We start from the raw sequence: 23,301 nt of genomic DNA, 5'->3' as shown, positions 1-23,301 counted from the left end.
TTTATGCAAAAATACAATTTGTAAAATAGTTGAAATAAAGATTATTAAATAAAAACAAAAAATTAAGGATGTTTAAAAATGAAGCTTACATTTTTAGATTATCATAAAATGAAGGTTAATTATTTCACAAATAAAAAAAAATTGTATTTTGCACATCAGTTAACAAATTATTATACATTATGATGAAAAAACTATTACTTGTTGCTTTTGCACTATTTGGTGCGGCAACAATGGTTGCTCAGACGACCATAACAGGTACCGTCAATGACGCATCTCTTGGGGGAGTATTACCAGGGGCAAACATTAAGGTTTTAAGAAAATCGGTAGGAACATCAACAGATTTTGATGGGAAATTTACAATGAAAGTGACGGATACACCACCTTTTACTATAGAGATTTCTTCTTTAGGGTATCAGTCAAAAAATGTTGAAATAACTAAAAACAATCAAGTTGTTGAAGTTAGTTTAACTGAAAATGCAACATCTTTAGATGAGGTTGTAATTTCTGCTTCTAGAACTCCAGAACGTATTATGGAATCTCCAGTTACGGTTGAAAGAATGGATGCTAGAGCAATTAGAAACACTTCTTCTCCTTCTTTTTATGACGGATTAGAGAATTTAAAAGGGGTAGATATTAATTCTAACAGTTTAACTTTTAAATCTGTAAACACTCGTGGTTTTGCAACTTTTGCAAATGAGCGTTTTATGCAATTAGTAGATGGAATGGATAATTCTTCTCCTGCATTAAACTTTGCTTTAGGTAACCTTTTAGGGATGTCTGAATTAGATGTAAAAACAGTAGAGTTATTACCAGGAGCATCTTCTGCATTATATGGTGCAAATGCTTTTAACGGTATTATGTTTATGACAAGTAAAAGTCCTTTTGATGACCAAGGGATTAGCTATGTTTTAAAAACAGGAATGACAAGTCAAGAAGCTGCTGGAGACAATACTTTTTACGATACAAGTATTCGTATGGCACATGTTTTTAGTGATAAATTTGCTGCAAAAACAACATTGTCTTATTTAAAAGGTGAGGAATGGCATGCTACTGATTATAGAGATGAAAATGGAGGGTCTGCAACAGATCATACAGGGAATACTGCTTATAACGGTTTAAATGTGTATGGTGATGATTTTACGCAAACGTTAGATTTTGATGCACTTGCAAGTGCACCTGCAGGAACTTTTGGTACAGCCAAAATTTCTAGAACAGGATATAAAGATGTTGATTTAATGACCAATGAAGCTAAAAGTGTAAAGTTTGGTGGTTCATTACATTATAGACCTTGGGGGAATGACCGTTTAGAAATTATTTGGAATTCTAAGTATGGTACAGGTAATACTATTTATCAAGGACAGAGTAGATATAATATCCAAAATTTCTACATGGAGCAACACAAATTAGAGTTTAAAGGAAAAAGTTTCTTCGTTCGTGGTTATATGACTAAAGAAGATGCAGGAGATTCTTACGATACTCGTTTTGCTGCAATTAATATTAACAGAGCTTGGAAAGGTGATGTAGATTGGTTTACACAGTATGCACAAGGATATCTTGGAACAATAACTAGTGGTCCAGGGATAACACCAGCAATGGCTCACGCATCAGCAAGAGCATATGCTGATACTGGAAGATTTGTGCCAGGTACAAGTGAATTTAATGCTGCTTTCGAAACTGTAAAGCAAGATCCAGATATTAAGACTGGGGCTAAGTTTCAGGATGAAACAAAATTATACCATGTAGATGCTAATTTAAATTTACAAGATTATATTGACTGGGCAGAAGTACAAGTAGGTGGTTCTTACAGACAATATGTATTAAACTCTGGAGGTACAATTTTTACTGATGCTGATGGACCAATTGATTATGATGAGTTTGGTGTATATACACAAATTCAAAAGAAATTAATGGAAGACCGTTTAAAAGTTACTGCTTCTGCTCGTTATGACAAAGCTCAAAACTTTGACGGAAACGTATCACCTCGTTTATCATTAGCATATGCAGCAGGTGAAGATAAAAATCATAACTTTAGAGCATCTGTACAAACAGGTTTTAGAAACCCAACAACACAAGATCAATACATTGGTTTAGATGCAGGTAATGGTATTTTATTAGGTACAGCACCTGATAACATCGATAGATATGTATCAAGTCCTTATGACTTAAGTGCAGGAGGTGCAGTAATAAATGGTAGTCCTACTGCTGTCTTAACAGGTAGAATGGCATATGAAAACTCATACACTTTAGCTTCTGTTAATAAGTTCTCAGGTACAGGTAATCCTGCTGATTTAGTTAAATCTGATGTAGAGTTTGTAAAACCAGAACATGTAACTGCTTTTGAAGTTGGGTATAGAGGGGTTGCAAAAGGAATTGCAATTGATTTGAATGTATATTACAATAAGTATAAAGACTTCGTTGCGTCTAAAAACGTAATAGCACCATTGTATGGTACTGTAGGTACTTTAGCAGCTGTAAGTGCAATACCAGCTGGAGACTTTAAAGTTGTTTCTTTAGACAGTAATTCAGATGCTGATATTAGTTCTTATGGTGCTACAATTGGTTTAAATACGAAAGTGTTAGACGGATTTAATGTAGGATTAAACTATACGTATTCTAAGTTTGATTTTGATCAAGCAGCAAATCCAGGTTTCGAAGCAGGATTTAATACACCAGAGCACAAGGTTAAGTTTCAGTTTGGTAAAGCAAACGTGATTAAAAACTTAGGGTTTAATGTAAACGTAAGATGGCAAGATGAATTTTTATGGGAGTCTTCTTTTTATGACGGTATCGTAGATGCTAGAACTGTTGTGGATGCACAAGTAAACTATAAAGTGCCTTCTATTAAGTCGATGTTTAAAGTAGGAGCTGCTAATATTGGTGGTAAAGAATACTTTAGTGCACCAGGTGTTGGAGCAACAGGTTCTCAATACTTTGTTTCTTGGACAATCAATAACTAAGAATAATTTTATGTAACGTACATAATAACGTTACAGATAAATAAACTAAAAAGGCTTCATTTTTAAATGAAGCCTTTTTTTATTCGTTACTGTTATCAATCCATTCTTTTATTTTTTGATCATTGATGATATATTTCTTGTATTTATTATCTTTATATCGATAATAAATAAATACAGGCATTAATACAAAAGCCATATAAAAAACACCTAATCCCATTACAATTTGTGCCTTCGGATGTTCAGTATTTAAAAGATAAGCTCCTGTAAGCATCCATAATAAAAAGATGATGAATAATATTTTTAGTGCTGTTTTCATTATTTTTAATTTTAATAGTACAAAAGTAAAAAATCCTATCATGTTAATAATGATAGGATTTTTATTTTATTGATAAGAATATTGCTTACATTTTTTGTAACCAATTTCTTACATCTACTTCTTGTTTAATAATATCTTTTAATTCTGATATTTGAACACGTTTTTGTTCCATCGTATCTCTATGGCGAATGGTAACACTATCGTCATTTAACGTATCATGATCAACAGTAATACAAAAAGGTGTACCATTAGCATCTTGACGACGATAACGACGCCCTACAGCATCTTTTTCATCATAAGATACACTAAAGTCCCATTTTAAATCTTCCATTATCTTACGTGCAACCTCAGGCAATCCATCTTTTTTAACTAGCGGTAAAATGGCTGCTTTTACAGGTGCTAAAATAGCAGGTAGTTTTAATACAGTTCTTGTGGTACCGTTTTCTAAAGCTTCTTCTTGTAAAGAGTTTGAAAATACGGCTAAAAACATTCTATCTAATCCGATTGAAGTTTCAACTACGTAAGGCGTGTAACTTTTGTTCTCTTCATGATCGAAATATTGTAATTTCTTACCAGAGTGTTCTTCATGTGCTTTTAAATCGAAATCAGTACGAGAGTGAATACCTTCTAATTCTTTAAATCCGAAAGGGAATTTAAACTCAATATCAGCCGCGTTATCAGCATAATGCGCTAATTTTTCATGGTCATGAAAGCGATAGTTTTCAGCGCCCATACCTAACGATAAGTGCCAGTTTAAACGGTTTTCTTTCCATTTGTTATACCATTCTTCTTGAGTTCCTGGTTTTACAAAAAATTGCATTTCCATTTGCTCAAATTCACGCATTCTAAATATAAACTGACGTGCAACAATTTCGTTACGAAAAGCTTTACCAGTTTGTGCAATTCCAAAAGGAATTTTCATTCTACCAGTTTTTTGTACGTTTAAAAAGTTTACAAAAATCCCTTGAGCAGTTTCAGGACGTAAGTATAAATCCATCGCGCTTTCTGCAGAGGCTCCTAGTTTGGTTCCAAACATTAAGTTAAACTGTTTAACCTCTGTCCAGTTTTTAGAACCTGTTAATGGATCTGCAATTTCTAATTCTTCAATTAGTAACTTTACGTCAGCTAAATCTTCTTTTTCTAAAGATTTACCTAAACGAGATAAAATAGTATTTATTTTTTCTTGATATCCTAAAACACGGCCATTAGTAGCAACAAACTCTTCTTTGTTAAAGGCATCACCAAAACGTTTGGCAGCTTTTTTGACTTCTTTTTCAATTTTACCTTCAATTTTAAGGCAATAGTCCTCTACTAAAACATCGGCTCTGTACCTTTTTTTAGAATCCTTATTATCAATTAAAGGATCGTTAAAAGCATCTACGTGGCCTGAAGCTTTCCAAGTAGTTGGGTGCATTAAGATAGAGGCATCAATACCAACAATGTTTTCGTGCATTTGCACCATTGCTTTCCACCAATAATCTCTAATGTTTTTCTTTAACTCAACTCCGTTTTGAGCATAGTCATATACCGCACTTAACCCATCATAAATTTCAGATGATTGAAATACATAACCGTATTCTTTTGCGTGCGATAATACTTTTTTAAATTGATCTTCTTGTTTTGCCATAGTGCAAAAATAAAATAAGGTTTTTAACTAATACTATTCTAAATGAAAAAAGTGAAGAATTAAACGAATTCTTCACTTTTTTAGTTGTTTTAAGTCTTTTTATCTAAGATTAAGAGTTGCTGCTCCGGAATATACTCCGTCAACAAAAGCACTTACGGTATATTTACCTTTATTAATGTCGTCTCTATTTACTAAAACAAGTGAAACAAGACTTAATTGGTCATTGTTATAGTTGATTTCAATGGAGTCGGTATATTGAACCTTACCACCATCTTTTAAGTTCGTAACTCCTTTAGGAGCGACTACTTTTTTGTTTTCATCAATAATTTGAATGTATACAGATTTTTCACCAGCATTGGCAATTACATTTTTTAATAAATCGAAATTAATTTTAAAAGCATCTGTTCTGTTAGATCTTGATGTAGAGGTTAATTTTCCACTGCTGCGTTCTTTCATTGCAACTACTTTAACGGGGCTTGTTTTTATAATTCCACCAATAGCAATTTTGGTTTCAAGTGTCTTTTGTTTTTTTTCTAATTCCTTGTTTTTTTCAGTTAAAGAAGTATTAATTGTTTCTTTTTGCTGTAAAATTTCATTCGTAATTACATTCTCTTGAGATAATACATGATTGGCTGTGTTAAGAGAATCTACTCTTATAAAAAGGTTTCTATTTTCACGTTCTAAACTTGCAATTTTTTTTCTATACCTTCTTATTAAGTTATAGTTATCCATTCGCATGTTTTTAATAGAGTCACGTAGATTATTCATCTTAACAAGCTCTATTTTTAGCCTTTTAGATAGTCGCTTTTTACGAACAACAACATCTGTATAATCTTTAATCATTTCATCTAATTCTTTTTCTAAATCAGCTTTGTCTTGCTGAAAAATTTCCTGAAGGTCGTTATACTGACTCGATTTTTGAAACGAATAGAGGGTTAGGAAAAGGGTTAAAACAAGTAGTAGAACAACAAATGTGTTTTTTCTTTTTTGAGGGGTCATAATTATGGGGGATTAATGTTGGTTATATGGTTTTATATCATTTTTTTATTTAAGATCTATAATTGTATCGTTGGTAAAAGCACCATCAACAAAAACATTTATTTTATAAGAACCTTCATTTATGTCATCTCGATTTACATCAATGAAAGAAATTACAGATAGTTGTTTATTATGGTATTTAGCCGTTAAAATATCATTACAAAGTATTTTTTCTGTATTTTTTAATACAACCTCCTTTGCAGGAAAAATAACACTGCTGTTATTTACAATTTGAATATAAATAGCTTTAGGTCCAGGATTTGTAACATTATTTTCTAGTAGATTAAATTCTATTTTAAAAGCATCTGTTTTGCTAGATCTAGTGGTAGAAGTGTGTTTACCACTTCTTCTTTTTTTCATTGCTGCTACTTTTATTACAGAAGTTTTAATAATCTCTGCAATGGCTACTTTTTCTTTTAAAGCTTTTTCTTGTTGATCAAGATAGTTTTTCTTGTAATTCAATTTAATATATTGACTTTCCTTTAGCGCTAAAACTTCTGATACACTATCATTTTTTGATAATAACTGATTGTTTACAGAGTTTAAGGAGTCAATATGTTTAAAAAGAATTTCATTCTGTTTAGCTAAACTAGAAATTCGTTTTCTATAGAAGCGAAATAAACGATAATCAGTGCTTTTTAAGCTGTTAATCGTGTCTTTAAGTTTTATTATATCGTGAAGTTTGTTACTAAGGTTTAAATAAGCATTATCCTTATTATAAACAGCCCCTTCATAGTTTTTTATAACATGATTCAATTCTAATTCTAGCTCTTCTTTTTCTAATTTAAAAACATTTTTTAAATCAGCATATTCACTAGCATTTTGATAAGACAATAATCCAATTGTAATTATCAATAGCAGCAAAAAGGCAATAAAACCGTTACTGTTTAATTTTTTGGTGCTCATTTGGGGGTTATGATGAATAGTTTGGTGTATTCGGCACTAAGGTACTATTTTTTATGCAGTTATAAATAAAGGCAGGAGGAAAATTAAGTGGTTCGAAACTTAGTTTGATATCCTTTCCGAAAAACTCTTGCAATTTTTTGAAGTAGGTTAAGCTATACTGGTATTGAATAAATAGTCCTTTACCCTTTAAAACATGATAACTTTCGAGTAAAATATTGTGAGATATTTCTTTGGGAAGAATCGTTAAAGGCAGGCTAGAAATTATATGATTTGCTTGTGTATATCCTAGTTTTTTAATTTCTGTCATCATGTTTTCGGCAGACGCTTTTAAAACAATTAACTGCGGATGTTTAATTTTTTTTAACTCCTCGTAAAAAGCATCGTTAATTTCAAAGCAAATTAAAACAGCTTTTGGTTGAATTTTATTTAAAATAGCATGAGTTATCGCTCCGTTTCCAGGGCCTAATTCGATAATAACTTCAGCTTTTTTGAAGTTAATTTCCTTTAGCATTTTTGTAGCTAAATATCTAGAACTAGGAACAAGAGTACCAGCTGTTTTATAGTTTTTTATAGCTTCTTTAAAAAAATTAAATTTTTTACTCAAAATAGTGTATTGTTATGTTTTTCGTATATTTCTTCTAAAAATTCTTGTAAATATGCAATATTTAAAAGATATATTCTATTTATTTTATCCAAATTTATGTGTTAATTGTAAGATAACATTATTGCAGAACGAACAATTTTTGTGTGCTATTTGTTGTAATGAATTACCTATTATAGATGATAATGAATACGTAAACCTAACATTATTATCTCCTTTTTATGGTAAAGTTATTGTAAAAAACGTGCGTTCTTTTATGTATTACCAAAAACAAGGTATTACTCAAAAAATTATTCATGAATTAAAATACAAAAATCAACCAGAAATAGGAGTGTTTATTGCAAATTGGTTTGGAAGTCAACTTAAAGAATCTGACGTGTTTAATAATGTTGATTACATTATTCCGGTGCCATTGCATAAAAAAAAGTTAAAAAAACGAGGATATAATCAACTTACAAAATTCGGAGAGTCGTTAAGTGATATTTTAAATATTGAATATAAAGCAGGAGTTTTAATCAAGTCATCCATCGCAAAAACACAAACATTTAAACATCGTTTTGAGCGCTTTTCAGATTCAAAAACAAATTTTAAGTTAACAAATTTTAAGGTTTTTGAAAATAAGCACATTCTTTTAATCGATGACGTAATTACCACAGGCGCAACTTTAGTTGCTTGTTGTAATGAATTACTAAAAGTTAAAAATATTACGATTAGTATTGCTACCATGGCTTATACTAAAAAAGGATGATTTTTGTTGCTGTTATTTTAGTACTTTTGATGTTGGAATTAAACACTCAATTTGTGAAAAATAAGTTATTATTTTTAGTCGTTTTAGTATCTGTAATCATATTAAGTTGTGCACGAAAAGGAAGACCCGAAGGTGGTCCTAAAGATGAAGATGCACCAATTATGATGACAGCAAATCCGCCTTATGAAACAATTAATTTTGATAAAAAAAATATCAAAATAGAATTTGACGAATACATTGTTTTAAAAGATTTAACGAAGCAACTAGTAGTTTCTCCACCTTTAAAATATCCACCAGTAATAACACCACAAGGAACCCCAAGTAAATATATTAATATTGAAATTTTAGATACTCTAAAAACAAATACAACGTACACTTTTAATTTCGGAAGTGCAGTTCAGGATAATAATGAAAACAATAAGTTAGAGAGCTTTAAATATGTGTTTTCTACGGGGAATTATATCGATTCTTTAAAGATTACAGGAGTTGTTGCAAATGCATTTAAAAAAGAAAAATTAAAAAGCATATCAGTTTTATTATATCGATTAGATAGTACTTATAACGATTCGATTATTTACAAGGAAAAGCCGAATTATGTTACCAGTACCTTAGATTCTAGTAACTTTGAGTTTACCAATTTGCGTGATGGAAAGTATTTATTGTTAGCATTAAAAGAAGCATCAAAAAATTACCTTTTTAATAGTAAAACAGATGAAATAGGTTTTTATACTGATACTATTTCTTTACCAAAAGATACTTTGATAACGAAACCGATTCGTCTTTTTAAAGAGTTACAACCGTATAAGTTTAAAAGAGGAAAAGAAGTTGTAAAAGGAAAAATTCAGTTTGGTTATGAAGGAGAGCGTGAAAAGATGAAAATTGAATTATTATCAAAGGTTCCAGAAACATTTAAGTCGTTTTCTCAATTCGAAAAAGAAACAGACACACTTAATTATTGGCATACTCCTATAAAACAAGATTCGTTAAATTTTATAGTATCCAATACAAATTTCAGAGATACAATAAGAGTTCGTTTGCGTAAAAATAAAATTGATTCTTTAAGTGTTTCATCAACTGTAGGTATAAATTTACATTTAAATGATACCATATTTTTAAACACTAATAATCCTATCATTCATGTAGATAAATCTAAGTTTTCATTGGTAGATAAAGATACGGTGAATGTTGATTTTGAAGTAAAAAAGCAAACGATAAATAAGTTGGCTGTTTTGTTTAAAAAGACACCTAAAATGAATTATAAATTTGATGTTTTACCGAAAGGAATTATCGATTTATATGAAACAACAAACGATTCGTTAAACTATCAATTTAAAACATTAACAACCGAAGATTATGGAAGCATAATTTTAGAGGTGAAAAAAGAAACAAAACATCCTATTATAATTCAACTTTTACAGAAAGATAAGGTTGTGAAAACAAGATATATTTCATCTTCTCAGAAAGTCGAATTCAAATTACTAGTACCAAAAGAATATACAGTTAGAGCAATTATTGATGAAAATAATAACCATGTTTGGGACACTGGTAATTTCTTGTTAAGAAAACAACCTGAACAAGTAATTTACTTTGAAACAGTTTTTAAACTTAGAGCGAATTGGATTCAGAATGAAGAGTTTATTGTTAAGTAAACTCTTCATTAATTTATTTGCTATTCGTCATAACTAGTAGCACTAGGGCAGAACAATAACTCGGTTGGGTTATCAATATCGTATAAATATTGATAACTCCTTGAATCTTTATTGCAATAAGGCTCTATCAGTTCTAGCATAGTATTAAATCCGTTTAAAGTTAGTACGCAAAAAAAAGTTTCGTTGTCTTTGGTTAATATTCCTTCATCAGATTTAAACAAACCGAAAATTAAATTACAATTACGTGGCGCTATAAAATCAACCTCTGCTAAATTTAATTTTTGTCTTTTTTCAATAACAGTTTCCTTAATTAAATCTCTAAACTTAACAGCTTCGGTTTTGTCGAAATTGTATAAACGAACAACATGTTCATCAAAACCATTTACATTTTCTATATAATCTAACTCCATCTTCTCTCTTAATTAATGTGCTTGTAGCCAATTTTCTCCTTCACCAATTTCAACATCTAAAGGAACAGCCATTTTAAAGGCATTTTCCATTTCTTCTTTAATAATTGGTTTAATAATTTCTAACTCATCTTTATGCGCGTCAAAAACCAATTCATCATGCACTTGTAATAGCATTTTCGATTTAAAACCTTCTTTTTCAAATCGATTGTAAATGTTAATCATGGCTAATTTAATAATATCGGCAGCACTTCCTTGTATAGGTGCGTTTACTGCGTTACGTTCTGCAGCACCACGAACAATAGCGTTTTGAGAATTTATGTTTTTTAAATACCTGCGACGGTTTAAAACGGTTTCTACATAACCGTTTTCACGAGCAAAATCTACTTGTTCTGCCATGTAATTTCGCAACTTCGGATAGGTTTCATAATACGTATCAATTAACGCCTTTGCTTCTTTACGAGATAAATCGGTTTGATTGCTTAATCCGAAGGCAGAAACACCATATACGATTCCAAAATTTACTGTTTTTGCATTGCTTCGCTGTTCGCGAGTAACTTCACTTAACGGAACATTAAAAACTTTTGATGCTGTTGAAGCATGAATATCTTCGCCATTTTTAAAGGCTTCAATCATGGTTTCTTCTTCACTTAAAGCAGCAATAATTCGCAATTCAATTTGAGAGTAATCTGCAGCAACTAATACATAGTTTTCATCCCGCGGAATAAAAGCTTTACGAACCTCTTGACCACGTTTTGTACGAATAGGAATGTTCTGTAAATTTGGGTTGTTAGAACTCAATCTTCCTGTTGCGGCAACTGCTTGCGCATACGAAGTATGAATACGACCGGTTTTGGTATTTATCTCATTTGGTAAAGCATCTACATAAGTGCTTTGTAATTTTTTATACTGACGATATTCTTGAATATCTCTAATAATTTGATGCTCTTTTGCTAAGAAAGACAACACATCTTCGGCAGTTGAGTATTGCCCTGTTTTTGTCTTTTTTGGTTTCTCTACCAACTGCATGTTTTCAAATAAAACAATTCCTAATTGTTTAGGTGATGCAATATTAAATTCTTCGCCAGCTTGCTCGTAAATACTTTTTTCTAAACGTTCAATATCGTTTGCTAAATCAACAGAAAGCTCTTTTAAGAAAGGAACATTTAAATTGATTCCTTCTATTTCCATGGCTGTTAAAACCGAAACTAGCGGAGTCTCAATCGTATTAAATAATTTAGTAACATTCCCACTTTCTAATTCATTGGTAAAATGTTCTTTTAATTGCAAAGTAATATCTGCATCTTCAACGGCATATTCGGTTTGTTTGTCAATTTCAACTTGTCGCATAGAAAGTTGATTTTTCCCTTTTTTACCAATCAATTCTGTAATAGCAACTGGCTGATAATTTAAGTAGGTTTCTGCTAAAATATCCATTCCGTGTCGCATATCAGGGTTTATCAGATAATGCGCAATCATGGTATCAAATAATTTTCCTTTTACAGGGATACCATAGTTTGATAAAACTTTGATGTCATATTTTAAATTATGACCAATTTTTTCAATAGTTGTTGTTTCAAAAAACGCACGAAATTCTTCTAAAATTACGGTTGTTTTTTCTTGATCTTCCGGAAAAGAAACATAATATCCTTTGCCAATTTCCCAAGAAAAAGAAATCCCGATTAATTCAACTTCTAATGCTTTTAAACCCGTAGTTTCTGTATCAAAACAAACAGACTCTTGTTGCATTAATTTGCTTAATAATAGTTTTCTTGATAAAGGAGAATTTACATGCTGATAAAGATGCTTGGTATTATTGATGTTTCTGTAACCAGAAGCAATTTCAACTTCAGTAATAGTTCCTGCACCCGGAGCAGCAAATAAATCAAATTGCCCAGCGGTACTTTTATCAGCTACTTTTTTTGGTTTGGCAGCTGTTTTTTCTTCTTTTTTTACTTCGGATGTATTTTCGGTAACTCCAAAAGCTTTTAAGAAATTATCAGTTAAACGACGGAATTCTAAATTAGTAAAAATTTCTTTAGTCGCTTCGATATTTGGTTGACACATTTCAAAATTTTCCTGATGAAACTCAACAGGAACATCTAGCATAATAGTTGCTAATTCTTTTGATAAAATTCCAAGTTTGGCATTCGCCTCTACTTTTTCTTTCATTTTACCTTTTAAATCTGCTGTGTTAGCCAACAGATTTTCCATAGAGCCATATTGTGCTAAAAACTTCTTAGCTGTTTTTTCGCCAACACCTGGTAATCCGGGAATGTTATCAACAGAATCACCCATCATTCCTAAGAAATCAATCACTTGTTCGGGTCTTTCTACGCCAAATTTTTCTTGTACTTCTGGTATTCCCCAAGTTTCATATCCACCACCAAAACGTGGTCGGTACATAAAAATATTTTCAGAAACTAATTGTGCAAAATCCTTATCGGGTGTTACCATATAGGTTTTATAACCTTCTTTTTCGGCTTTTTTAGCTAAAGTTCCAATAATATCATCGGCTTCATATCCTGTTTTTATAATAGCAGGAATATTCATTGCTTTTAAAATTTCTTCGATATACGGCACCGCAATTTTTATCGCCTCAGGAGTTTCTTGTCTGTTTGCTTTATATTCAGGGAAAGCCTCTACTCTGGCAACAGATCCTCCACGGTCAAAACAAACCGCTAAATGATCAGGGCGTTCACGTTTTATAACATCTAATAACGAATTTGTAAAACCCAAAATAGCAGAAACATCCATCCCTTTCGAGTTAATTCGTGGGTTTTTTATAAAAGCATAGTATCCTCTAAATATTAATGCGAAAGCGTCGAGTAAAAAAAGTCGTTTTTGATCTGCCATTTTTATATGTTAAACCTATTATTATAAGTTGATTATCAGTATTTAGTTGTCGGAATTAACCTGTAAAAGTATCGAAGTTTCCTTCGATGGTAAAACTACAAAACTTTAACAAGATGTTAAAAATAGATTTTTAATAATCAACTTATCTTTGTGCGATTTTAAAATAGATATATATGTCACGTTTGTTGGTAGCAATTGTCATTATTTCAATACTTATTATTGTTTTTGAAGGCTATGCTTTTCAGGCAATTAAAACAATAACTAAGAATAAATTTATCCGCTACGGATGGTTGTTTATCGGTTTGCTTGCATATGCTAACTTTTTTTACACCATTATTTCTTCGGATAGAAACTCAGGGCAAACGCCGCAATTTCAATGGGCAGTAGGTATGCTTTTAATGGCATTAATACCTAAATTATTTATTTTGGTAATTATGTTTGGCGAAGATGTGATAAGAATTATCGGAAAAGGAATTTCTTTTTTATCATCAAATGAAACAAAACCCTTGGCAGGTAGAAGATCTTTTGTAGCAAAGTTGGCTTTAGGTATTGCAGCGATTCCGTTTGCAAGCATATTGTATGGTATTTTTAAAGGAAAGTATAATTATAAAGTAATAAAATATCAATTATCTTTTAAAGATTTACCTGATGCTTTTGACGGATTTACAATTACGCAAGTTACCGATATACATTCGGGTAGTTTTACCAACAAAGAAGAAATAAGTTATGGTGTTGATTTAATTAATGAGCAAAAATCGGATTTACTTTTATTTACGGGCGATATTGTAAATAATTTTGCCCATGAAATGGATGATTGGATTGATGTTTTTAAAAAATTAGAAGCTCCTGTTGGAAAATATTCTATACTTGGTAATCATGATTACGGAGATTATTCTAAATGGAAAAATGAGGAAGATAAAGCCGCTAATTTCAAAGCAATAAAAGGAATCCATCCTAAAATAGGGTTCGAGTTATTGTGTAATGAAAATAGATATATTGAAAAAGATGGACAAAAAATAGCCTTGGTTGGAGTAGAAAACTGGGGGAAAGGTTTCAATCAAAAAGGAGATCTTAAAAAAGCATCCGAAGGAATAAATAAAGAAGATTTTAAAATATTGATGAGTCACGATCCGAGTCATTGGGAATATAAGGTGAAGAAAGACGATTTTAATTATCAGTTAACGTTAAGCGGGCATACACACGGTTTGCAATTCGGAATTGAAATACCAGGATGGTTTAAATGGAGTCCGTCTCAATATGTTTACAAACAATGGGCAGGTTTATATAAAGAATTTGGGCGATATATTAATGTAAATAGAGGTTTTGGTTACCATGCTTTTCCTGGTAGAGTTGGTATTTGGCCAGAAATAACGGTAATAGAATTGAAAAAAGGTTGATTTTCAGGGTTTTTAACAGATGTTAATATTTAATTGAAAAAAAAATAGTAGTTTTGATAGATTTTACATATATAAATTATATAGCATGACAAAGTTTGGTGAGATTATAAGTGTTAACAAGCCAGTTTTAATTGATTTTTATACTGATTGGAGTGAGTATGAACCTAGTTTAGATACGCTGCGTGATGTTGCTGCTGCTTTAGGAGATAAAGCAAAGGTAATTAAGATTGATATTAGACAGAACGAAGTTTTAGCAGAAGCTTTACGTGTTAAAGGAAATCCGACTTTTATGATTTATAAAGAAGGAGAGATGAAATGGCGCCAAACTGGTGAGCAAGATGCAAATACTTTAATTGGCTTAGTACAGCAGTACGTTTAAGGTTTATTTTGGTATTATAATAATATAATTATCGTGAAACACCGATAGTGTTTTTACATACATTTTTTTGAAGTTTAAGTAATAAAGCTAAACTTACTACGTGAAAAAGCGCAGCTACTATATTTAGTAACTGCGCTTTTTTTATGTAACAATATTTTTAAATATTAAGGCTTGATAGTATCTAATTCCTGAGGAAATTGTTCTTGCTCTTCTTCGTCAGACATTAGGTGTTTAAACAAACGTGCATGATTTAGATAACTTTCAAAAGCTTTTTTTCCATAATCCATGTCATTGTCATATTTAGAAATTTGCTGAATAACGTTTTGGTACATGTATAAATTTGTTTCTAAATTATCAAGAATTAAATCAACATCTTCATCTTTATAAGTGCTGTAGTATTTTAATTTTTGTTGAAAAACGTTTATTAATGTTTCAGCAGTTTCACGAGCTTTATCAATATCTCCTATGTTATAATACAACTCTGGGTATCCTAAAGAAATACTATAATGTCCAAAATCGTTAATTGGCATTTTGTATAATGATAAATCTAATACATCTTTAGCACTAACAGAATCTCCTTCTTTCAGAAATTCTTCAGACAAACGCATTAAGTTATTTCGGATTGATATTGCGTTACGTTTGCTTTGCTCGTCTAAATAAATTTTACCGTTGTTTATGGTTTTCCAGTCCCATTTTTTAACATTATCATACATCTTTTTAGGATCGATGCGTCCCATATCAAATATTGATTTTCCTTTGTTAGGCGTTTTAATCGGTACTAATTTGTACGACATTCCGTCTAACTGTAAATAATCTTTTAACCAAATATATTCTTCATCAGCATTGGCACCGCCAGTAAAATAAATTGGGCGTTTCCAATCGAAATTATTTAAAATATCGAGCATTAAGATTCTATTTTTGGTTAAACCTTGGTCATCAACAGTAATATCGATATAATCAACAATTTTATCAGCATCCTTCTGAGCAACCAATCCTGTTTTTAAAGCATTTTCTTTGTTTACAGGAATTCTAATTCTGTTTGTCGGATAAAATTTTTCTCTTACGTCATTTTCTTCATCAATATAATAAGTCGCGTCGTTGTCACTTTCAATCCAACGCATAAAATTATTGATAGAAATAATAGAATCTTTAAATCTTGGATGCGCAATATGATATGCAATATCTAAAGTTCCGTATTTATATTTATCGTGTGTTAATTGCGACGGAATAGGATCTGCTTCATAGGTTTTCTTTTTCATTTGGTCGATATACCAAGCAGTTTGAAAAAGACTGGTATTTACAATCTTAATATCTTGTCGTACACCTTCAACTTGTTGCATGTACCAAAGCGGAAAAGTATCATTATCTCCAATGGTAAAAATAATAGCATTTGGGTCGCAACTTTCTAAATAGGTTTGTGCGTTTAGTTGAGAAACATAACGATCGTCTCTATCATGATCATCCCAGTTCTGAACTCCCATTAAAACAGGAACGGCTAATAGCGAAACGGCAGATACGGCAATGGCAACGGTTCTTTTGTTTGCGTAATTTTTTAGATAGTCATACAATGCAAATACTCCGAAACCTATCCAAATAGCAAATACATAAAACGATCCTACTACGGCGTAATCACGTTCTCGAGGTTCAAAAGGTTTTGGGTTGGTGTAAAATATAATAGCAAAACCAGTAAAAGCAAAGAATAGGGCAAGGGTATATAAATTCTTTTTATCTTTTTTAGATTGATAAAACAACCCGATTAATCCTAAAATTAAAGGTAAGAAGAAATATTTGTTACGTCCTTTATTGTTTTTAATGTCGTCTGGTAGGTTTTGTTGCGATCCTAAGCGCATTTCATCAATAAAATCGATTCCGCTTAACCAATTACCATTTTCAATATCTAAATGCCCTTGTGTATCGTTTTGTCGTCCTACGAAGTTCCACATAAAATAACGCCCATACATGTATCCGAATTGATAATCAATCATGAATTTCATGTTTTCTACAAACGTAGGTCGTCTTTTACTTCGGGCAGGAATTCCGGCAATACTTTTGTAATGCTGCTCTGAAGCGGGGTTTACCATACGAGGTATAAAACCTTTGTGTTTGCTAGAATAGTTTGGTAATACGTTTTTGTATTTGTTTACAATAACATATTTTCCGTTTTTCTTTTCGTATTTAGGCTTGTCATCTTTATAGGGTTGATCTGCATCTTGTGTTCTGTCATGCGCAACAGAGTAATATTTATCATAAAAAACATTAGCATCACCATATTGTTCACGATTGTAATATGCTAATAATTCACGGGCACTTGACGGATTGTTTTCATTAATAACAGTATCGGCATTTGCACGAATTGGTAGCATTAACCATGATGAAAAACCAATCATAATAAATAGTACAGACAGGACTAAAGTGTTTGCCATTACTAAGTTTTTTGTACGCGTATATTTCAATCCGAAGAAAAATAAGGCGATTAAAACAATACCAGCAACAATGGTTCCTGTATTAAATGGTAATCCTATTTGATTGATGAAAAACAATTCTGAAACACTAAAGAATTTAAGTGTAAACGGAAACAAGAATTTAAAAACAAAAGCTAAAACAAGTATTGAAATAAGTGTTGCGATTGCAGTTGTTTTTATATTGATGTTTTTATAAGTTTTAAAGAAATATAATAAAACAATAGATGGAATCACTAAAAGTGATAAAATATGTACCCCGAATGAAAGCCCTACCACAAAACTAATTACTACTAACCATTTGTTCCCTCTTGGCGTATTAATTTCACTTTCCCATCTTAATCCTAGCCAAAATAATAAAGCCATTAAAAAAGATGACATTGCATACACCTCACCTTCTACGGCACTAAACCAAAAACTATCAGAAAATGTATAAGCTAAAGCACCAACTAAACCACTACCTAAAACAGCAATAGCTTCACTTTTACTGAACTTACCATTTTTAATAGCCATTTTTTTAGCTAAGTTGGTAATGGTCCAAAACATAAATAAAATTGTAAACGCACTGGCTAAACCAGACATAAAGTTTACCATTTTTGCCCACTGACTTGGGTCGTTGCTAAACATTGCAAAGAATGCACCTAGCATTTGAAACAACGGGGCTCCTGGCGGATGCCCAACTTCTAATTTTACTGCGGTAGAAATGTATTCTCCACAATCCCAAGAACTAACTGTAGGCTCTAAGGTTAGTGTATATGTGATTAGTGCCACGGCAAATGAAAACCATCCTAAAAGGACATTCCATTTTTTGTAGTTAAATTCGTTCATAGTTTTTTGTATAATAAAGTACGAAAGTATTAATAACTGTTGGTTTTTTACTGAAAACAAAAATATAATTTTGAGATAGTTAACTAGCCAAAAGTCGATATAAAATTGTGTTAAATGAAAAAAAGCATAAAAAATTTGTCGAAATAAAACTTTGTATTATATTTGCACCCGCAATAAGTTATTGGCCTATGGTGTAATTGGTAACACACCGGTTTTTGGTACCGACATTCAAGGTTCGAGTCCTTGTAGGCCAACTTAATCCTTACGAAGTTCGTGAGGATTTCTTATAAAAACTGATTATTGTTTTTTAGTTTTAAAACAATGTTTTTATATTTGTAATAACTTATTGGCCTATGGTGTAATTGGTAACACACCGGTTTTTGGTACCGACATTCAAGGTTCGAGTCCTTGTAGGCCAACAAAAAGCTTCATAATCATAAAGATTTTGAAGCTTTTTACTTTTAAAGTTTTATTTATAAGGAATTTTAAAAATAACTTTTGTACCTGCAGGAGTATTGTTATCAACTAAATCTATAATTTGAAAGGTTATTTTATTTTGTCTTAATTCGTTTCGTAAACCTATGGTTGTTTTCATAAGTCCCATAGCATGAGGTTCGTTGTTTTTTTGTTTAGTTGTATTATTCTTTATACGTCCTATACCATTGTCTTCAATACAAACTTCAACAATATCACTTACAGCGATAATTATTTTTAATAATTTATTTGAATCTTCTTTAGGTTCTAAACCATGTAAAATAGCGTTTTCAACAATGGGTTGCAGTAACATACAAGGAATGTTAATGTTGTTAAGGTCTATGTTTTTTGAGGTAGTCGTGATTTCAAAATGATAAGAAAAACCATTATTAAGTCGATATTTTTGTAGCTTTATGTAAGCTTCTAAATAATCAATTTCGTTTTTTACACTAATAAAATTAGAAGTAGTCATATTCATAGTAGTTCGTAGTAAACTAGAAAAAGCATGAATATAATCATTAATATTTACGGTGTTTTTAAGAATTAAATCACTTTGTATGTTGTTTATTATGTTAAAGATAAAATGAGGATTCATTTGCATGGTTAATGCTTTTATTTTTAAATCTCTTACATCCGATCGTAGTCTTTTTTCTATTGTATTTCTGCGTTTTACCCTTAAAAATATTACAAACATAATTATTGATAAAAAGCTGATAGATACAAGGATAAACCATGTTGTCTTATAGAATATTTGAGACACGTGAATAGGAAGCAAAATTTCATTTATAGCCTGCATTCCCTCTTCATTTATACCTTTTACTTTTAATACATAGTTTCCTGGAGGTATCCCATATTGGCGTATGGTTGTTGTGTTCTTTAAAGGAATCCAAGTCTTGGTAAGTCCTTCAATTTTATATAAAAAATTATTTTTTGTATGATTGAATGACTTATCTAAAGCAAACTTAAATTCAAAATAATTAGTATCGTGATCTAATTTAATTTTTGTTAGGTTTTTTACATTAAATTGCTCTATAATTGAATCTTTCTCTTTTTGAAAAGTAGTTAAACTTACAGGGATTAGTTTTTGATAGATGCTGCGTTTAGGGACTTTATTAGTGAGTATTTTGTAAACACCATTCATGCTTCCAAAAAACAGGATAGAATCATTTAATTTGTAACTAGAACTGTGGTTAAATTCATGGCCTTTTAAATAATTTGAAAATTGCTTTTTGTTTCCGGTTAAATTTACGCGGCTAATACCATCATAAGTACCCAGCCATAGGTGGTTTTTAGTTTCTAGCATGCTGCAAACAATATTGTTTGCTAAACCATCTTTTGTTAAATACTGATTGGTAACACCATTAGTATTAATAGAAACCAAACCTTTATCGCCAGCCAACCAGATAGTATTGTGCTTGTCTTTATGAATATCTAATACTTTTGTGTGTGGTATTTTATGAGTTTTACTATTACTAGAGTAATGTATAACCGTTTTTGTTTTAGAGTTATATAAATAAGCGCCATTGTTGGTTGCTAACCATACTTTATTGTTGGGTAATTGTAAGATGTCGTTTATATAGGTGTCACTTAAATTGTGCGCTTTATTTAATTTGCTGTAATTGGCAAAGCTTTCTGTTTTTTCATCAAAAAGATGCAAACCATTTAAGGAACCTATCCATATTTGGTTCTCATTTTTATAAGCTAAACTTTGAATTCCTGAATCAATGGTAGGCCAATTTTTCTGATTGAAATATTGAATATCGTTTTTTGAAAAATTATTTTTTGTTAGTAAATAAACATCATTAGACCATGTAAGACTATCATTTTTTTGTAAAAAGGCATAATTACTTTCATTAGAAATATTATGGGTAATATCTAAAGAATCTATTTTAAATAAACCAGAATAAGAAGCTACAAATATGTTTTTTTTTGCATCACTAATAATAGATCGGGTACTAATAGGGTTTACGGAGTCGACTAAGTAGGTTGTGTAAAAATTATTATCAATTCTAATTTTATGAATTTCATTAGGGTTACTACTTACAATATAATTGTTTAACGAATCCTGAAGGATAGAATGAATGTTTGCATGAATATTTGTTTTAGATACGTCGTTTAAATACCATTGTTTATTTTTAAATTGAAATTGTTGCGACCAAATAAGATCTTTATGCGTAGTAGAAAGTATATTGTTTTTTATAACCCAGGTTAAATCAACTCTTCGGTCGTTTAATAGTTTATTAGTATTCCATTCCTTATTATATACTTTATACATGCCTATTTCAGTAAAATAAGTATATGGAATTTCCTTGTTCCCGTAGTGTATAACACCTGTTTTGTTTACGGAGTTTTTATTAGGAGTTGATAAGGGAATTAAAATTTCTTCGGGTGTTTTGGTTGTTATAAATTGTAATTGATTATTTTTTATACTATAAACTAAATATTCACTAACCATAACAACTTCATCTTTTTTATTTAAGTAAAGTAAAAAGAAGTTTTCTTGCGCTGTGTCTATTTTATAATTATTTATAAGCGTGTGTCCTTTAAATTCTAAAAAGCGGTTTTGATTTGTACTTACCCATATATGCCCATTTTTTTTTTGTTGAATAATAGAAATATACATCTCAAAGGAAGTACTTCCTTTTATAATATTTGTAACACGATAATCGTTATAATTTATGGTGTAAACTCCAAAAGGGGTTACCACCCAAATATTTCCATCATTGTCTTGTAAAAAAGCGTGAACAGTTATTGGTTTTCCTTTTAAGCCTTTTAATGGGATATATACTTTAGAAGTTCCAAAATCTTTTACCACCCAATCTTTAGTGGCATACCAAGTAAATCCGTTATGATCTATAAGTAACTCGGAAGTTAAGAAGGTATTGTCATCTTTTTTTATAGAATACTTAAAACTTTCATACGACTGGCTATAGGTAGTATAAGAAAACAGTTGTAGTACAATTAAAAAAAGATATATATATGGTTTAAAGGGCATCAGTTTTTTAAATGTTTTATTAATGGCTAAATTAACTTTTTTTAAAAAAAAGGAATCCTTTATACTGTCAAAAAAATATTTATGTTGCAGTTTTACTTAAATTTTTTATCTATTCTTAGAGGTGAAGAAAGTTTTTTAATTTAAAATATACCCTTTTTATGTCATTACAATATGCTATTGGAATAATTAACGGCGATGAAAAAAGCACAAAGCTATTGTCGTGTTATTTAAAAGAATATTTCCTGAAATAACCATAATAGCAACTGCGAATACCTGGAGTAACGGATTGTAGATTATTAATAAAAATATCTTAGACCTTGTGTCTTAATTTTTATGAAAAGTAGTTATTATGAATTATAGACTTTTATACTACAATATATAAACGTTTGATTTTTTATTAATTCTTAAGCGTAAAAAGCACATCAAAACTACTACAAATGATTTATGTGCGCTTTATAGGAATATATTTGTACCGAAGTTATTAATTACCCCCATAGTTTAATAGCATCAATTAATTACCCCCTTTTTTATTGATTAATCCCCCGTTAATTAATAATGTATAATTTAAAAACTACCAAGAACATATCCCCTTATGTACTGGTAGTTTTTTATTTTCTGATGAAAAGTAAAACTCTAAAAGAAAAGAGATTATCCGTTTCAATAATTAATTTATTGTTTCCTTTAAAGCTTGGATTACTTTTTTACTATTACCAATAAAAATGTTGTCATCAACTATAAAAACCGGACGCTTTAAAAAAGTGTATTCTTCTAAAATAAACTGTTTGTAGTCGTTTTCGGTAATTGTTTTGTTTTTTAAATCTCGTTCCTTGTATAATCTCGCTCTTTTATTAAATAAGCTTTCATAACTATCTGTTAGTTTTCTCATTTCCTCTAGCTGATTAACAGTTACAGGGTTTGCTTTTATTTCTTGCTTTTCAAATCCTTCAATATTTACTTCTTTTAATATACGTCGGCAAGTATCACAAGTTTGTAAAAAATATACTTTCTTCATGGTTTAATAATTATCTTTGATGTACGCTAAAATAAGTAGAATAATGAACAAGCAATTTGAAATTTTAAAAAAATCGAGAGCATTAGTTTTTAATAAAGTTGATAATTTATCAATAGAGCAATTACATAAAATTCCAGAAGGGTTTAAAAATAACATTGCGTGGAATGTTGCTCATTTGGTAGTAACACAGCAATTATTGAATTATAAATTATCAGGATTAAATTGCCTAGCTTCTGATGAATTAATAGAAACTTATAAAAAAGGAACTTTACCTACAGAAACATTTACAGAAGAAGAGTTTGAAGAAGTAAAAGAACTATTAGTAGGGTTGCCAGATACTTTACAAGAAGATTACGAAGCAGGTATTTTTACCGAATTTAATGAGTATGAAACAAGTCTTGGCTTTACGTTAGATTCTATTGAGACAGCAATTTCTTTTAATAACTTACATGAAGGAATTCATTTAGGAATTATTATGGCTTTAACAAAGTTGGTTTAAGTTGTTAATAAATAAAAAAAACCCGAAGTTTTTAAGAGGGCACTGAAAAAGCAACTCTTTTTGAAATTTAACTTTAAAAGCGATTAAGAAATGTTACATTTCTCTTAATCGCTTTTTGTTTGCTGTACTTTTTTTGATAAAGTCTTATGTTAT

The 23,301-nt window shown here is 30.5% G+C and carries 16 protein-coding genes and 2 tRNA genes; 8 read left to right on the top strand and 10 right to left on the bottom strand.

Translation table 11 applies throughout. The features are described 5' to 3' along the window. Positions 1-179 precede the first annotated feature (179 nt). On the top strand, positions 180-2,957 hold the full coding sequence (locus N2251_RS04325) for a TonB-dependent receptor (protein ID WP_260585485.1): 2,778 nt from the start codon (positions 180-182) through the stop codon (positions 2,955-2,957). Positions 2,958-3,036: 79 nt separating this feature from the next. Here N2251_RS04325 and N2251_RS04320 read toward each other — a convergent pair whose 3' ends face one another. From N2251_RS04320 to N2251_RS04300, 5 genes are all read right to left on the bottom strand, one after another. Beyond that, positions 3,037-3,273, bottom strand: coding sequence for a hypothetical protein (locus N2251_RS04320; RefSeq protein WP_260585484.1), 237 nt, complete (start codon positions 3,271-3,273; stop codon positions 3,037-3,039). A gap of 85 nt (positions 3,274-3,358) precedes the next feature. Next, a complete protein-coding gene (locus N2251_RS04315; protein WP_260585483.1) occupies positions 3,359-4,900 on the bottom strand; it encodes a glycine--tRNA ligase in 1,542 nt (513 codons plus the stop codon). A 99-nt stretch (positions 4,901-4,999) separates the two neighbouring features. Continuing rightward, entirely contained in the window at positions 5,000-5,899 is a 900-nt protein-coding gene (locus tag N2251_RS04310) for a DUF8428 domain-containing protein (protein WP_260585482.1), read from the bottom strand. Between the two features lie 45 nt (positions 5,900-5,944). Next, complete coding sequence (locus N2251_RS04305) at positions 5,945-6,844, bottom strand: DUF8428 domain-containing protein (RefSeq protein ID WP_260585481.1); 900 nt, start codon at positions 6,842-6,844, stop codon at positions 5,945-5,947. A 7-nt stretch (positions 6,845-6,851) separates the two neighbouring features. Next, the gene (locus tag N2251_RS04300) at positions 6,852-7,448 is read right to left on the bottom strand and encodes a class I SAM-dependent methyltransferase (RefSeq protein ID WP_260585480.1); all 597 of its coding nucleotides are present in this window, start codon (positions 7,446-7,448) and stop codon (positions 6,852-6,854) included. Positions 7,449-7,569: 121 nt separating this feature from the next. Between N2251_RS04300 and N2251_RS04295 the strand changes: the two genes are divergently transcribed. After that, positions 7,570-8,193 (top strand): ComF family protein, encoded by a 624-nt coding sequence (locus tag N2251_RS04295; RefSeq protein ID WP_260585479.1) that lies wholly within the window; start codon positions 7,570-7,572, stop codon positions 8,191-8,193. Between the two features lie 53 nt (positions 8,194-8,246). After that, positions 8,247-9,842, top strand: coding sequence for an Ig-like domain-containing domain (locus tag N2251_RS04290; RefSeq protein ID WP_260585477.1), 1,596 nt, complete (start codon positions 8,247-8,249; stop codon positions 9,840-9,842). A gap of 20 nt (positions 9,843-9,862) precedes the next feature. On the opposite strand, the gene N2251_RS04285 is transcribed toward N2251_RS04290, so the two are convergent. Both N2251_RS04285 and polA read right to left on the bottom strand, forming a co-directional pair. Then, positions 9,863-10,252 (bottom strand): hypothetical protein, encoded by a 390-nt coding sequence (locus tag N2251_RS04285; protein ID WP_260585476.1) that lies wholly within the window; start codon positions 10,250-10,252, stop codon positions 9,863-9,865. 12 nt (positions 10,253-10,264) lie between these two features. Continuing rightward, complete coding sequence (gene polA / locus N2251_RS04280; protein WP_260585475.1) at positions 10,265-13,105, bottom strand: DNA polymerase I; 2,841 nt, start codon at positions 13,103-13,105, stop codon at positions 10,265-10,267. Between the two features lie 173 nt (positions 13,106-13,278). On the opposite strand from polA, the gene N2251_RS04275 reads away from it, so the two are divergent. After that, complete coding sequence (locus N2251_RS04275; protein ID WP_260585474.1) at positions 13,279-14,502, top strand: metallophosphoesterase; 1,224 nt, start codon at positions 13,279-13,281, stop codon at positions 14,500-14,502. 85 nt (positions 14,503-14,587) lie between these two features. After that, positions 14,588-14,881 carry a thioredoxin family protein gene (locus N2251_RS04270; protein WP_260585473.1) on the top strand — a complete coding sequence of 98 codons (294 nt, stop codon included), beginning with the start codon at positions 14,588-14,590 and terminating at the stop codon, positions 14,879-14,881. Positions 14,882-15,045: 164 nt separating this feature from the next. Here the strand turns inward: N2251_RS04270 and N2251_RS04265 are convergent, their stop codons facing one another. Then, on the bottom strand, positions 15,046-18,168 hold the full coding sequence (locus N2251_RS04265) for a glycosyltransferase family 117 protein (protein ID WP_260585472.1): 3,123 nt from the start codon (positions 18,166-18,168) through the stop codon (positions 15,046-15,048). A gap of 182 nt (positions 18,169-18,350) precedes the next feature. Between N2251_RS04265 and N2251_RS04260 the strand changes: the two genes are divergently transcribed. Both N2251_RS04260 and N2251_RS04255 read left to right on the top strand, forming a co-directional pair. Next, positions 18,351-18,422, top strand: a tRNA-Gln gene (locus N2251_RS04260). Positions 18,423-18,515: 93 nt separating this feature from the next. Then, positions 18,516-18,587 (top strand) — tRNA-Gln (locus N2251_RS04255). A 50-nt stretch (positions 18,588-18,637) separates the two neighbouring features. Here the strand turns inward: N2251_RS04255 and N2251_RS04250 are convergent. Beyond that, positions 18,638-21,637: a sensor histidine kinase gene (locus tag N2251_RS04250; RefSeq protein WP_260585471.1), complete on the bottom strand. Its 3,000-nt coding sequence runs from the start codon at positions 21,635-21,637 to the stop codon at positions 18,638-18,640. A 664-nt stretch (positions 21,638-22,301) separates the two neighbouring features. After that, positions 22,302-22,649 carry an arsenate reductase family protein gene (locus N2251_RS04245; RefSeq protein ID WP_260585470.1) on the bottom strand — a complete coding sequence of 116 codons (348 nt, stop codon included), beginning with the start codon at positions 22,647-22,649 and terminating at the stop codon, positions 22,302-22,304. A 43-nt stretch (positions 22,650-22,692) separates the two neighbouring features. Here N2251_RS04245 and N2251_RS04240 point away from each other — a divergent pair, with 43 nt between their 5' ends. Then, positions 22,693-23,148 carry a DinB family protein gene (locus N2251_RS04240; protein ID WP_260585469.1) on the top strand — a complete coding sequence of 152 codons (456 nt, stop codon included), beginning with the start codon at positions 22,693-22,695 and terminating at the stop codon, positions 23,146-23,148. Positions 23,149-23,301 lie beyond the last annotated feature (153 nt).

This window comes from Tenacibaculum haliotis, from assembly GCF_025215075.1.
In the GTDB taxonomy this organism is placed as follows: Bacteria; Bacteroidota; Bacteroidia; order Flavobacteriales; family Flavobacteriaceae; genus Polaribacter; species Polaribacter haliotis_B.
This window is presented reverse-complemented; position numbering and strand designations above follow the sequence as displayed.

Excerpts from the sequence above, each read along its gene's own strand:
- N2251_RS04325 (WP_260585485.1), top strand. The coding sequence starts at position 180 with ATGATGAAAAAACTATTACTTGTTGCTTTTGCACTATTTGGTGCGGCA.
- N2251_RS04320 (WP_260585484.1), bottom strand. The coding sequence starts at position 3,273 with ATGAAAACAGCACTAAAAATATTATTCATCATCTTTTTATTATGGATG.
- N2251_RS04315 (WP_260585483.1), bottom strand. The coding sequence starts at position 4,900 with ATGGCAAAACAAGAAGATCAATTTAAAAAAGTATTATCGCACGCAAAA.
- N2251_RS04310 (WP_260585482.1), bottom strand. The coding sequence starts at position 5,899 with ATGACCCCTCAAAAAAGAAAAAACACATTTGTTGTTCTACTACTTGTT.
- N2251_RS04305 (WP_260585481.1), bottom strand. The coding sequence starts at position 6,844 with ATGAGCACCAAAAAATTAAACAGTAACGGTTTTATTGCCTTTTTGCTG.
- N2251_RS04285 (WP_260585476.1), bottom strand. The coding sequence starts at position 10,252 with ATGGAGTTAGATTATATAGAAAATGTAAATGGTTTTGATGAACATGTT.
- polA (WP_260585475.1), bottom strand. The coding sequence starts at position 13,105 with ATGGCAGATCAAAAACGACTTTTTTTACTCGACGCTTTCGCATTAATA.
- N2251_RS04275 (WP_260585474.1), top strand. The coding sequence starts at position 13,279 with ATGTCACGTTTGTTGGTAGCAATTGTCATTATTTCAATACTTATTATT.
- N2251_RS04270 (WP_260585473.1), top strand. The coding sequence starts at position 14,588 with ATGACAAAGTTTGGTGAGATTATAAGTGTTAACAAGCCAGTTTTAATT.
- N2251_RS04265 (WP_260585472.1), bottom strand. The coding sequence starts at position 18,168 with ATGAACGAATTTAACTACAAAAAATGGAATGTCCTTTTAGGATGGTTT.
- N2251_RS04250 (WP_260585471.1), bottom strand. The coding sequence starts at position 21,637 with ATGCCCTTTAAACCATATATATATCTTTTTTTAATTGTACTACAACTG.
- N2251_RS04245 (WP_260585470.1), bottom strand. The coding sequence starts at position 22,649 with ATGAAGAAAGTATATTTTTTACAAACTTGTGATACTTGCCGACGTATA.
- N2251_RS04240 (WP_260585469.1), top strand. The coding sequence starts at position 22,693 with ATGAACAAGCAATTTGAAATTTTAAAAAAATCGAGAGCATTAGTTTTT.